Genomic DNA, 12576 nt, shown 5'->3' with positions numbered 1-12576 from the left:
GGATTGGAGCCTGCCCGCTGTTGCAAGGATGCACTGAGGTTCGGTCAAGGATTGGAAAAGTCTTTCCCAAAACAACACGGCGCACCTTGGGTGCCAGCCTGAAGGAACTGCTTATGTCCACGCACAACCAGGATTCACCACGGGCCTCGCTGGTCGAACAGCGTTCTATTGATTACATCCCTGAATCGGAGCGCCACGGCCGTCTGTTCAGTCAATTCACCCTGTGGTTCGGGGCCAACCTGCAAGTGACCGCGATTGTCACCGGGGCCCTGGCCGTGGTGCTGGGCGGCGATGTGTTCTGGTCGTTGATCGGCCTTTTGATCGGGCAGGTGCTGGGCGGCACCATCATGGCGTTGCACGCTGCACAGGGCCCGAAACTGGGGTTGCCGCAGATGATTTCCAGCCGCGTGCAATTCGGCGTCTACGGCGCCGTGATCCCGATTGTGCTGGTGTGCCTGATGTATGTGGGCTTTTCAGCCAGCGGTTCGGTGCTGGCCGGGCAGGCCGTGGGGCAGTTGGTCGGGGTGAGCGATTCGTGGGGCATCTTGATTTTTGCTGCGCTGATCGTACTGCTGACCGTTCTGGGGTATCGCACCATTCACATGATCGGCCGCGTGGCGAGCGTGGTCGGGGTGCTGGCGTTTTTCTACCTGTTCTACACCTTGATTTCACAAAACGACATTGGCCTGCTGCTCAGCAATAAACACTTTTCGCTGAGCAGTTTTCTCCTGGCCATTTCGTTGTCCGCATCCTGGCAGATCGCCTTTGGACCATATGTTGCGGACTACTCGCGTTACTTGCCTGCCAACACCTCTTCGTTGAAAACCTTTCTGGCGGTGGGGCTTGGCTCTGTGGTCGGCTCGCAAATCTCGATGGTTTTCGGTGTGTTTGTGGCGGCGCTGGCGGGAAGCCAATTTGCCGGACATGAGGTGTCGTACATCGTCGGCATGGGGGCGAGCGGGGTGATGGCGGCGGTGCTGTATTTCTGCGTGGTGTTCGGCAAGGTGACCATCACCACGCTCAATGCCTACGGCAGTTTCATGTCGTTGGCGACCATTGTCAGCGGTTTTCGCGGTAATCACGACATATCCAAACCCCTGCGCCTGTTTTACATCCTGCTGATGGTGGGTTTTGCCACCGCACTGGCGCTGCTGGGGCAGCATTCGTTTCTCAAGGATTTCTCGGCATTTATCCTGTTTTTGCTGGCGTTTTTCACCCCGTGGAGCGCGATCAACCTGGTGGACTTCTACCTGATCAGCAAAGAGCGGTACGACGTGCTGGCCTTGTCTAACCCGAATGGCCGATACGGGCGCTGGAACCTGCGCGGTATTCTGGTCTACGCCTTTGGGGTGGTGGTTCAATTGCCGTTCATTGCGACCAGCTTCTACACCGGGCCTCTGGTGGAGCAACTGGGCGGGACTGATATCTCGTGGATCATCGGCCTGACGCTGCCTGCGCTGGTGTATTACCTCGTGGCGCGCAAGTCGGTGCAGTCGTTGCCGGATCAACTGATTTTGCCCGTCGAGCCCGCAACGGTTTAAGGGCTATCCAATCAACACAGGTGCGCAGTGCTGTTTGTTGTCGGCACTGCCCCTGTAGCCATAGAGGAAGAAACTATGAAGGTGCTGGCCTGTATCAAGCGCGTGGTCGATTACAACGTTAAAGTGCGCGTCAAAGCGGACAACTCCGGCGTTGACCTCGCCAACGTCAAGATGTCGATGAACCCCTTCTGCGAAATCGCTGTGGAAGAAGCCGTACGCCTTAAGGAAAAAGGGATTGCGACTGAAATCGTCGTCGTCTCCATCGGCCCGGCCACCGCTCAGGAACAGCTGCGTACCGCGCTGGCACTGGGTGCAGATCGCGCCATTCTCGTCGAGTCCGCCGAAGACCTGACCTCCCTGGCCGTAGCCAAGCTGCTCAAGGCCGTTGTCGACAAGGAACAGCCTCAACTGGTGATCCTGGGCAAACAGGCCATCGACAGCGACAACAACCAGACCGGCCAGATGCTGGCTGCGCTGACCGGTTTCGGTCAGGGCACTTTCGCTTCCAAAGTCGAAGTGGCAGGTGACAAGGTTGCCGTGACCCGTGAAGTGGATGGCGGCGCGCAAACTGTTTCGCTGAGCTTGCCAGCGATCGTCACCACTGACCTGCGTTTGAACGAGCCGCGTTATGCGTCCTTGCCAAACATCATGAAAGCCAAGAAGAAGCCGCTTGAAGTGCTGACCCCGGACGCGTTGGGTGTTTCCACGGCTTCGACCAACAAAACCCTGAAAGTTGAAGCGCCTGCAGCACGCAGCGCTGGCATCAAGGTCAAGTCGGTGGCTGAACTGGTCGAGAAACTGAAAAACGAAGCGAAGGTGATCTGAGCATGACTGTCCTGATAATCGCAGAGCATGACGGTGCGGGCATTGCATCGGCAACCCTGAATACGGTGGCTGCTGCTGCCAAAATTGGCGGTGATTTGCACGTGTTGGTTGCAGGCCAGGGCATTGGCGCTGTAGCCGAGGCCGCCGCGAAAATCGCTGGCGTGGCTAAAGTGCTGGTCGCCGACAATGCGGCTTACGCCCATCAGTTGCCTGAAAACGTGGCGCCATTGGTTGCTGCTCTTGTTCAAGGGGCAGGGGGTGCTGGCTACAGCCACATCCTGGCGGCTGCCACGTCCAACGGCAAAAACATCCTGCCGCGCGTTGCTGCGCAGTTGGACGTGGATCAGATCTCCGAGATCATTTCGGTCGTCAGCGCTGATACTTTCACGCGTCCGATCTATGCCGGCAATGCCATTGCCACCGTGCAGTCCACTGCGCCGGTAAAAGTGATCACCGTACGTGCGACCGGTTTCGACCCGGTTGCCGCAGAAGGTGGTTCGGCAGCGGTTGAAGTGGTTGCAGCGGTTCACGATGCAGGCACTTCGTCGTTTGTTGGCGAAGTACTGGCCAAGTCGGACCGCCCTGAACTGACCGCTGCCAAGATCGTCGTTTCCGGTGGTCGCGGCATGCAGAACGGTGACAACTTCAAGTATCTGTATTCACTGGCGGACAAGCTGGGTGCCGGTGTGGGGGCTTCCCGCGCAGCAGTGGACGCAGGTTTTGTGCCTAACGACATGCAGGTCGGCCAGACCGGCAAAATAGTTGCGCCACAGCTGTACATCGCGGTGGGCATTTCCGGCGCGATCCAGCATCTGGCCGGCATGAAAGACTCCAAGGTGATCGTTGCGATCAACAAGGACGAAGAAGCACCGATCTTCCAGGTGGCCGATTACGGCCTGGTAGCGGACTTGTTCGAAGCTGTGCCTGAACTGGAACAGGCAATCTGACCCCAGAGGTGAGAGATGCAAAAAAGCCCCCGGAGATTGTCCGGGGGCTTTTTGGTACAGCAGGGGTTATCAGCTGTAGCTGTTAACTTTGACCAGTGCAGGCTCTGTTTGAGCCTTTTCCCAGGTCAGGGTCAAGGTTTGCAGGATGCGCGCCATGTAGTCGCTATCGGCGGCAGCCTTCTTGCCCACGTAGCCTTGGCCACGGCGGTACATTTTGAGGTGGGCTCGCATCTGTGGACGGTCCTCCTCGAAACTGGTTTCTTCCTTGCACGAAGTCACTGCATCGATACGAACATCACCGGCGTCACTGATCCACAGAATGTGATCGTTCAGCGTGTCTTTCTGGGCGGCGAAGAGTCGAGCCAGCTCGTTAACAGTCGGTTGGTTATTCAGGTTCATAGCTAACTCCTTGACCACTCGTTGATCTGTCTAATTGATTCGCGCAACTGCACCTGCAGCGCTACGTAGTGTCCATCTAAAGCAGATCTGTCTTGAGTTCGTCATATGTAGTCGTAAAACCCGGCACTACATAAAGAGCGTAAAGCGAGGGAGATCAGCGTGAACCAGGATGCCAGGGTGACATGACGCATCAGCCACAAGCTTCTTGAGGACGTTTCGCTAGCCTCTGTCGTCTTTGACGCGGACGATCAAGCCAGGTCAGCTTCATCAATTCTGCCTTGTGGGCAGTACCTATCCCGGAACAGCCCGACAGCTCGTCGGACATGCTTGCAACAACCCTTTTCAGCGCTTCCGGTGGGGAAGACGTCTGCATAATGCTTGGGGAAAATCGTGTCGTCAACACATATGTAGTGATTATTTTTGCGCACTACATATGTGACTGACGGGTCGTTTTTCAGCATGCCGGTCATCCCGTCAAGCCCGGGCACACGCAGCCCGCGCCGCGATGTTTCGCTGGGCGACGGGCTGCCTGGGGTCAGATCAGTGGGGTGAGCCGGCGCGTTGAAGCGCCTGCAAAATCAAGCTAGAGGCTGCGTACCCGCCCCGGATAATTCATCACAAACTGCACATGGGCCTTCACGCCTGTGGCCAGGGTTTGGTCATCGGCGGTGAAGTAGGGGCTGTGGTTATTCGCCACTTTGCTCATGTCCTGGTCTTCAGGCGTGGCCCCCAGGAAGACGAACAGCCCCGGCACTTTCTCGGCGTAGTACGAGAAGTCTTCGCTGGGCGACAGGGATGCCTCCAGCCGTTGCACCTTGCCGGGCGCTGCGAGTTCAAGCGCCGGGACCATGGCCGCCGTCAGTTGCGGGTCGTTGGTGGTGACCGGCGCATGGTTGACCAGCAACAGGTTGGCTTCGGTCTCATAGGCGCTGGCAATGCCTTGCACCAGCGGCGGCATTTTTTTCAGCAGGGTGTCGCGCACCGCCGCGCTGTTGCTGCGGATGGTGCCGGTCATTTCCACGGTCTCTGGAATGATGTTGGCCGCCGAACCTGCATTGACGGTGCCGACGCTGATCACCCCCATCCCCTGGGTCAGGTCGGCGCGCCGGCTGACCAGGGTCTGCAGGCCGTTGATGATGCCTGCACTGGCCACCACGGGGTCAACTCCGCTCCAGGGCGCCGAGCCGTGGGTCTGCTTGCCCTTGACGATGATGCGAAAGCCGTCGCTGCTGTTGAGTACGGTACCGGCCTTGTAATACAGGTGGCCGGTGGGATAACCCGCCATCACGTGCACGCCGAAGATGGCTTCGACCTTGGGCGAGTCCAGTGCACCGTCGCGGATCATGGCCTGGGCGCCAATCAAGGCATCGGACTCGAACTCGTCCACGTCCGCCGCGCCTTCTTCTGCGGGCTGGAACAGAAATACGACCGTGCCCGCGACCTGATCACGGTGTTCGGCCAGTACTCGGGCTGCGCCCACCAGCATGGCGGTATGGGTGTCATGGCCGCAGGCGTGCATGACCGGAACGGTTTTGCCCAGGCGGGTACCGGTGGCCGTGCTGGCGTACGGCAGGCCGGTCATCTCCTTGACAGGCAGTGCGTCCATGTCGGCGCGCAGGGCCATCACCGGGCCGGGGAGTCCGCCCTTGAGCACGGCCACCACCCCCGTCTTGCCCACTTGGGTGCGCACCTGCAAACCCAGGCTCTTGAGCTGTTCGGCGACCAATGCAGCGGTCTTGAACTCCTGATTGCCCATTTCGGGGTTCTGGTGAAGGGTATGGCGCAGCGAGATGACCTGGGCGTTGACCGAATCGACGGCGGGATCGACCCAGCTCAGGTCCGCGGCCTGGCTGGCGGTGGCAGTCAGTGCGCTCAATAGCGCGAGGTACAGAGGGGCAGGGCGTAGACGGGCAAGCATTGAGCTTCTCTTGTTTGTTGTTTTTGGGCCGCACAGGTTATGTCGTCACCCATCGGAGTGGTTCGACCGGCTGGCTAAAACCGTTCGATTATCGAACATTGGCCAAGGGTCCAATTGATCTGCACCCATGAGCGGGCCTACTCTGGCGTACGTGACACCCATAAAAATGACAACACCGAGTACCTTGCCGATGGATAGCCGCCTGCTGAGTGAACGCAGTAGCGTGTTCCGACACGCGGACCCCCATGCCGTATCCGATTACGTGAACCTGCATGTGGGTCAGCACTGTATTGGCCTTTCCAGAACCACACGCCCCCTGGCGAGCCTCAATCACCGAAAATTCGCCGAACTTGACCTGTGCCGCATCAGTTACGGCGGCAGTGTCCGCGTGACGTCACCTGCGCTGGAGACCATCTTCCACCTGCAGGTCCTGTTGAGCGGCAATTGCCTGTGGCGTGGCCCGACCCGTGAGCACCATCTGGTGCCGGGCGAGCTGTTGCTGATCAATCCCGACGACCCGGTCGACCTGACGTACTCCCAGGATTGCGAAAAATTCATCCTTAAAATACCGGCCAGCTTGCTTGAATCGGTGTGTGACGATCAGCGCTGGCGGCGACCTGCGGGTGGTGTGCGCTTTATGCGCAATCACTATAGGCTCGATGAGCTGGAAGGCTTTCTCGGCTTGCTGGGCATGGTATGCCAGGAGTCCGAGGCCAGCGACCCGCTGCTGCGGGTGCAGGAGCACTACACGCAGATTATCGGCAGCAAGTTGCTGACGCTGATGCAGACCAACATCAGCCGTGAAAACCTGGCCTCTGCCAGTGCCAGTATCGAGCGCATCCTCGACTACATCGAACGCAACCTGAAGCAGGACCTGAGCGGTGAAGACCTGGCCGCACAGGCGCACATGAGTCCGCGCTCGCTCTACACCCTGTTTGAACGCCAGTTGGGCGTTACCCCCCTGCAATACATCCGCCAGCGCAAGCTCGAGCGTATCCACGCCTGCCTGAACGACCCGAGCTGCACGGTACGCAGCCTCACGGAACTGGCGCTCGATTACGGCTTTATGCACTTGGGCCGTTTTTCCGAAAGCTACCGTTTGCAGTTTGGCGAGCTGCCTTCGAGCACCTTCAAGCGCCGGCATTGCGTCGCCCTGTAGATACTCTGTTGCCAGCCGGCCTGTTCAGAGAAATGTGCTTCGCTAAAAAGGTCGGCCTGTAGGCCGCCTCGGCGGGCAGTTGATCTTGTTTTTGCACTGGTTTTTGATCTGCCTGCCCTTCGGGAGGCCGGAGCGAGGGCCGTACGCCAGGGCAAGGCCTTTTTGGTTCCTTTTGTGGCTGTTTGACAAAAGGGACTCGCCGTAAGGGCGAAACCATCGTTTCAGTTAACCGCGAATGCTGGATATGTACCTCGTGTGCCAGTTGTTTTGCGATGCGCCCGCAGCGATGCCGAGTACATATCCATTCGATGTGTCACGACTTTCTACGGGTTCCGCCCTTACGGCGGGTCACTTTTTCCAGACGCCGAAAAAGTAACCAAAAAGGCTTGCCCTACCATACGGCCGCCTCGCCCAGGCTCGGTGGTTCCCTCACTCCGGCACTGTCATGGAGGCACGCCGCGACGGGCCATCCATGGCCCATCGCGGCTGGCGCGGCGTCCTGCCGCGCCACCCCCATAACAGCACCTGCGTTCGGCCTTCTGTGATGGGCATTCGCGTCGTCTGGACATACGTGTGGCTCCAGCAAAAGCAAAATGCATCGCAGACGCCACAGAGCCTTGCACAAAACGTTTTAGCGCCAACAAACAAGTCGCTGACGAGGAACGAAGGCTGCGATCGGCATGATCGCGGTGCATCTGAAGCATCGGATTGAATGGTTTTGCGGTCGCTGCGTGCCCGATCGCAGCCTCGCGGAGCTCGTCAGCGGCTACGTAGTGACAGAGCTCTGCGCACTAATCGGATAACGATCCGCAGTAAACGGATATTGCTTCTCGAATCGACTCCCTAACCTGACCGGGCCTGAACAATAACAACGGAGGCCCTGGCCATGTCCCTGGGAATCGATTACTTGAATGCCATGCTTGAAGAAGACAAGGACAAGGGCGTCTACCGCTGCAAGCGCGAGATGTTTACCGACCCTGATCTCTTCGAACTTGAAATGACCCACATCTTCGAGGGCAACTGGATCTACCTCGCCCACGAGAGCCAGATCCCCAACGTTAACGACTTTCTGACCACCACCATTGGGCGCCAGCCGATTTTTATCGCGCGCAACAAGGCCGGTGAGCTCAACGCTTTCCTCAATGCCTGCAGCCATCGCGGCGCCATGCTGTGCCGGCACAAGACCGGCAATCGTGCCAGCTACACCTGCCCGTTCCACGGCTGGACCTTCAACAACAGCGGCAAGCTGCTCAAGGTCAAGGACCCGAGCGCGGCCGGCTACCCCGAAGGTTTCAACTGCGAAGGTTCCCACGACCTGACCAAAGTTGCCCGTTTCGAGTCCTATCGCGGCTTTCTGTTTGGCAGTCTCAACCCTGACGTCAAATCCCTGGCCGAACATCTGGGTGAGTCGGCCAAGATCATCGACATGATCGTCGACCAGTCCGCCGATGGCCTGGAAGTACTGCGCGGCGCCAGTTCCTATATCTACGAAGGCAACTGGAAACTCGCCGCCGAAAACGGCGCCGATGGCTACCACGTCAGCTCCGTGCACTGGAACTACGCCGCCACGCAAAACCAGCGCACCCTGCGTGAAGCCGGTGAAGAAATCAAAACCATGAGCGCCGGTAGCTGGGCCAAGAGCGGTGGCGGTTTCTACTCGTTCGATCACGGCCATTTGCTGCTCTGGACCCGCTGGGCCAACCCCCAGGATCGCCCGGCCTACGAGCGCCGCGACGAGCTGTCACGGGACTTCGGCCAGGCCCGCGCCGACTGGATGATCGATAACTCGCGCAACCTGTGCCTGTATCCCAACGTCTACCTGATGGATCAGTTCAGCTCGCAAATCCGCATCGCCAGGCCCATCTCGGTCGACAAGACCGAGATCACCATTTACTGCATCGCCCCCAAGGGCGAAAGCAGTGAAGCGCGCACCAAGCGTATTCGCCAGTACGAAGACTTCTTCAACGTCAGCGGCATGGCCACCCCGGATGACCTGGAAGAGTTCCGCTCCTGCCAGACCGGTTACGGCGCAGGTCGCGGCTGGAACGATATGTCTCGCGGTGCCGAGCACTGGGTCGAAGGTGCCGATGCCGGTGCCCTGGAAATCGACCTCAAGCCCTTGCTGTCCGGCGTTCGTACCGAAGATGAAGGCCTGTTTGTGCTGCAACACAAGTACTGGCAGGAAACCATGCTCAAGGCCACGGCGTGCGAGCCTGGGCTGATCCCCGTGGAGGCCGTGCAATGAACAGCCTCTATGGAATGGTGTGCGAATTTCTGTATCGCGAAGCGCGTTACCTGGACGACGGCCAGTGGGATCAATGGCTGGAACTGTACGCCGCCGATGCGAGTTTCTGGATGCCGTGCTGGGACGACAACGACACCCTGACCGAAGACCCGCAAAGCGAAATTTCGCTGATCTGGTACGGCAGCCGTGGCGGCCTGGAAGACCGGGTGTTCCGGATCAAGACCGAGCGCTCCAGTGCGACCATGCCCGACACCCGCACCTCCCACAACCTGAGCAATATCGAGATCGTCGACGAGGCCGACGGGCTGTGCCAAGTGCGCTTCAACTGGCACACCCTGAGCTTTCGCTACAAGACCACTGACAGCTACTTCGGCACCAGCTTTTACACCCTCGACCTGCGCGGCCCCCAGCCGCTGATCAAGGCCAAGAAAGTAGTGCTCAAGAACGACTACGTGCGTCAGGTCATCGACATATACCACATCTGATCAACGCTGTGATGCGTGCCTGAAGGTGCCTGCGGGCACCTGCGGCCCGGCATCGCCTGCGAGGTACATTATGAGCTTTCAAATTGCGCTCAATTTCGAAGACGGCGTTACCCGTTTTATCGAAGCCAACAGCCAGGAAACCGTCGCCGATGCGGCTTACCGCCAGGGCATCAATATCCCGCTGGACTGCCGCGACGGTGCCTGCGGTACCTGCAAGTGCTTTGCCGAAGCCGGGCGCTACGAGCTGGGCGACGACTATATCGAAGACGCGCTGAGTGAAGATGAAGTCGAGCAGGGCTACGTGCTGACCTGCCAGATGCGTGCTGCCAGCGACTGCGTATTGCGTGTGCCCGCTTCTTCGACAGTGTGCAAGACCCAGCAGGCCAGTTTTGAAGCGAGCATCAGCGATGTGCGCCAGCTGTCCGAGAGCACCATTGCGCTGTCGATCAAGGGCGAGTCCCTGAGCAGTCTGGCCTTCTTGCCGGGTCAATACGTCAACTTGAATGTACCGGGCAGCGACCAGTCGCGGGCTTACTCCTTCAGCACGCTGCAAAAGGATGGCGAGGTCAGTTTCCTGATTCGCAATGTGCCTGGCGGATTGATGAGCAGCTTCTTGACCGGGATTGCCAAGGCGGGCGACAGCATGACCCTGGCCGGGCCGCTGGGCAGCTTCTATTTGCGCCAGATCCAGCGCCCGCTGTTGCTGCTGGCCGGAGGCACGGGGCTGGCACCGTTTACCGCAATGCTGGAAAAAATCGCCGAGCAGGGCAGCCCGCACCCGGTGCATCTGATCTATGGCGTGAGCAACGACTTTGATCTGGTTGAAATGGACCGCCTGCAGGCCCTGAGCGCCCGCATTGCCAACTTCAGCTTCAGTGCCTGCGTGGCCAACCCGCAGAGTCAGCATCCGCTCAAGGGCTACGTCACCCAGCATATCGAGCCATGCCATCTGAACCAGGGCGATGTCGATGTGTACCTGTGCGGCCCGCCGCCGATGGTGGAGGCAGTCAACCTCTACATCCGTGAGCAAGGCATTACACCGGCCAATTTCTACTACGAAAAATTCGCCGCTGCCGCTTGATTCCTTTTTAACCGAGGTTGCCATGAACAACAGATTCGACAACAAGGTCGTGCTGGTTACCGGCGCAGCCCAAGGCATCGGACGCCGTGTGTGTGAACGCTTGCTGGCCGAAGGCGCGCAGGTCATTGCGGTGGATCGTTCTGAACTGGTTTTCGAGCTGCAGGGCGAGGGCGTGCTCACCCTGACGGCCGACCTTGAACAGTACACCGACTGCGCTCGGGTGATGGCTGAGGCGGTAAAAACCTTTGGCCGTCTCGATGTGCTGATCAATAACGTGGGCGGCACCATCTGGGCCAAGCCGTTCGAGCACTATCAGGTCGAAGAAATCGAGGCTGAAGTGCGCCGCTCGTTGTTCCCCACCCTGTGGTGCTGCCATGCGGCGCTGCCCTACATGCTGGAACAGGGCCGTGGCGCAATCGTCAATGTGTCTTCAATCGCCACCCGCAGTGTCAACCGCGTGCCTTACGGCGCGGCCAAGGGCGGAGTGAATGCACTGACTGCCTGCCTGGCGTTCGAGAACGCCGGGCGCGGCATTCGGGTGAATGCCACCGCACCGGGGGGGACCGAGGCACCGCCGCGACGTATTGCGCGCAATGACGCCGAGCAAACCCCGGACGAGAAAGTCTGGTACCAGCAAATCGTCGACCAGACCCTGGACAGCAGTTTGATGAAACGCTACGCCAGCCTCGATGAGCAGGTCGGCGCGATCCTGTTTCTGGCCAGCGACGAAGCCTCCTATATCACCGGCGTAACCCTGCCGGTCGGCGGCGGCGACCTCGGCTGAAGGGCCGGTATCAAGTACCTGACGGGAAGACTGAAATGAACCAAGTCCTGATTGAAAGCCTGACGACCCTGATCGTCGACCTGCCCACCATCCGCCCGCACACGCTGGCGATGCATACCATGCGCAAGCAGACCCTGGTGATCCTGCGCCTGCGTTGCAGCGACGGCATCGAAGGTATCGGCGAAGCCACCACCATCGGCGGCCTGGCCTACGGGTACGAGAGCCCGGAAAGCATCAAGGCCAACATTGATGCGCACCTCGCGCCAATGCTGGTGGGCAAGCCTGCGGACAATATCAATGCCGCCATGCAGACCCTGGACAAGATTGCCAAAGGCAATACGTTTGCCAAGTCCGGGATCGAAAGCGCGTTGCTGGACGCTCAGGGCAAGCGCCTGGGGCTGCCGGTCAGCGAGCTGCTGGGCGGTCGGGTACGTGACAGCCTGGAAGTGGCCTGGACCCTGGCCAGTGGCGACACCGCCCGGGATATCGCCGAAGCCGAGCAGATGCTGGATGTGCGCCGTCACCGGATCTTCAAGCTCAAGATTGGGGCCAACCCGCTGGAGCAAGACCTCAAGCATGTGCTCGCCATTAAAAAGGCCCTGGGCGACCGGGCCAGCGTGCGCGTCGACGTCAACCAGTACTGGGACGAATCCCAGGCCATCCGGGGCTGCCAGGTGCTGGGTGACAACGGTATCGACCTGATTGAACAGCCGATTTCACGGGTCAACCGCTCGGGCCAGGTGCGCCTGAACCAGCGCAGTCCGGCGCCGATCATGGCCGACGAGTCCATCGAAAGTGTCGAAGACGCCTTTAGCCTTGCGGCAGACGGCGCGGCCAGCGTATTCGCCCTCAAGATCGCCAAAAACGGCGGCCCTCGCGCCGTGCTGCGTACTGCGCACATCGCCGAAGCTGCGGGTATCGCCCTGTACGGCGGCACCATGCTTGAAGGTTCGGTGGGCACGCTGGCATCAGCCCATGCGTTCCTCACCCTCAAGCAACTGACCTGGGGCACAGAACTGTTCGGGCCGTTGCTTTTGACCGAAGACATCGTGACCGAGGCGCCCCAGTACCGGGATTTTGAGCTGCACATTCCGCGTACCCCGGGTCTGGGCCTGATGCTGGACGAAGAACGCCTGGCGCGCTTCAGCCGCTGACACTTGTCCTTTCCAAACCCGCATTAATGATTTTCAAG

At 59.5% G+C, this 12576-nt stretch carries 11 protein-coding genes; 9 read left to right on the top strand and 2 right to left on the bottom strand.

Annotation, left to right across the window (positions count from 1 at the left end):
* The first annotated feature begins 113 nt into the window (after nt 1-113).
* From VSQ83_RS14050 to VSQ83_RS14040, 3 genes are all read left to right on the top strand, one after another.
* A complete protein-coding gene (locus VSQ83_RS14050) occupies nt 114-1541 on the top strand; it encodes a purine-cytosine permease family protein (RefSeq protein ID WP_326427055.1) in 1428 nt (475 codons plus the stop codon).
* Nucleotides 1542-1616: 75 nt separating this feature from the next.
* On the top strand, nt 1617-2366 hold the full coding sequence (locus tag VSQ83_RS14045; protein ID WP_219262700.1) for an electron transfer flavoprotein subunit beta/FixA family protein: 750 nt from the start codon (nt 1617-1619) through the stop codon (nt 2364-2366).
* Between the two features lie 2 nt (nt 2367-2368).
* Nucleotides 2369-3313 carry an electron transfer flavoprotein subunit alpha/FixB family protein gene (locus VSQ83_RS14040; RefSeq protein WP_219262701.1) on the top strand — a complete coding sequence of 315 codons (945 nt, stop codon included), beginning with the start codon at nt 2369-2371 and terminating at the stop codon, nt 3311-3313.
* A 69-nt stretch (nt 3314-3382) separates the two neighbouring features.
* On the opposite strand, the gene VSQ83_RS14035 is transcribed toward VSQ83_RS14040, so the two are convergent.
* Nucleotides 3383-3712 carry a hypothetical protein gene (locus VSQ83_RS14035; RefSeq protein WP_219262702.1) on the bottom strand — a complete coding sequence of 110 codons (330 nt, stop codon included), beginning with the start codon at nt 3710-3712 and terminating at the stop codon, nt 3383-3385.
* A gap of 583 nt (nt 3713-4295) precedes the next feature.
* Nucleotides 4296-5630: an amidohydrolase gene (locus VSQ83_RS14030; protein ID WP_133078505.1), complete on the bottom strand. Its 1335-nt coding sequence runs from the start codon at nt 5628-5630 to the stop codon at nt 4296-4298.
* Between the two features lie 190 nt (nt 5631-5820).
* Here VSQ83_RS14030 and VSQ83_RS14025 point away from each other — a divergent pair, with 190 nt between their 5' ends.
* The 6 genes from VSQ83_RS14025 to VSQ83_RS14000 all read left to right on the top strand — a co-directional run bounded on the left by VSQ83_RS14025 (nt 5821) and on the right by VSQ83_RS14000 (nt 12538).
* Nucleotides 5821-6789 carry a helix-turn-helix transcriptional regulator gene (locus tag VSQ83_RS14025; RefSeq protein ID WP_326399053.1) on the top strand — a complete coding sequence of 323 codons (969 nt, stop codon included), beginning with the start codon at nt 5821-5823 and terminating at the stop codon, nt 6787-6789.
* A gap of 886 nt (nt 6790-7675) precedes the next feature.
* Complete coding sequence (gene benA / locus VSQ83_RS14020; RefSeq protein WP_326427054.1) at nt 7676-9034, top strand: benzoate 1,2-dioxygenase large subunit; 1359 nt, start codon at nt 7676-7678, stop codon at nt 9032-9034.
* On the top strand, nt 9031-9519 hold the full coding sequence (gene benB, locus VSQ83_RS14015; protein ID WP_133078507.1) for a benzoate 1,2-dioxygenase small subunit: 489 nt from the start codon (nt 9031-9033) through the stop codon (nt 9517-9519). Before benA ends, benB begins: the two co-directional genes overlap by 4 nt.
* Before the next feature lie 70 nt (nt 9520-9589).
* Nucleotides 9590-10600: a benzoate 1,2-dioxygenase electron transfer component BenC gene (gene benC / locus VSQ83_RS14010; RefSeq protein ID WP_219262703.1), complete on the top strand. Its 1011-nt coding sequence runs from the start codon at nt 9590-9592 to the stop codon at nt 10598-10600.
* Nucleotides 10601-10622: 22 nt separating this feature from the next.
* Nucleotides 10623-11384 (top strand): 1,6-dihydroxycyclohexa-2,4-diene-1-carboxylate dehydrogenase, encoded by a 762-nt coding sequence (locus VSQ83_RS14005; RefSeq protein ID WP_133078509.1) that lies wholly within the window; start codon nt 10623-10625, stop codon nt 11382-11384.
* 35 nt (nt 11385-11419) lie between these two features.
* Nucleotides 11420-12538 carry a muconate cycloisomerase family protein gene (locus VSQ83_RS14000; RefSeq protein ID WP_219262704.1) on the top strand — a complete coding sequence of 373 codons (1119 nt, stop codon included), beginning with the start codon at nt 11420-11422 and terminating at the stop codon, nt 12536-12538.
* Nucleotides 12539-12576: the final 38 nt, after the last annotated feature.

Origin of the sequence: Pseudomonas sp. DSV-1, from assembly GCF_035830915.1 — a bacterium.
Lineage (GTDB): Bacteria > Pseudomonadota > Gammaproteobacteria > Pseudomonadales > Pseudomonadaceae > Aquipseudomonas.
Note: the sequence above shows the minus strand (reverse complement) of the source record. Positions and strands in the feature narration are given on the sequence as shown.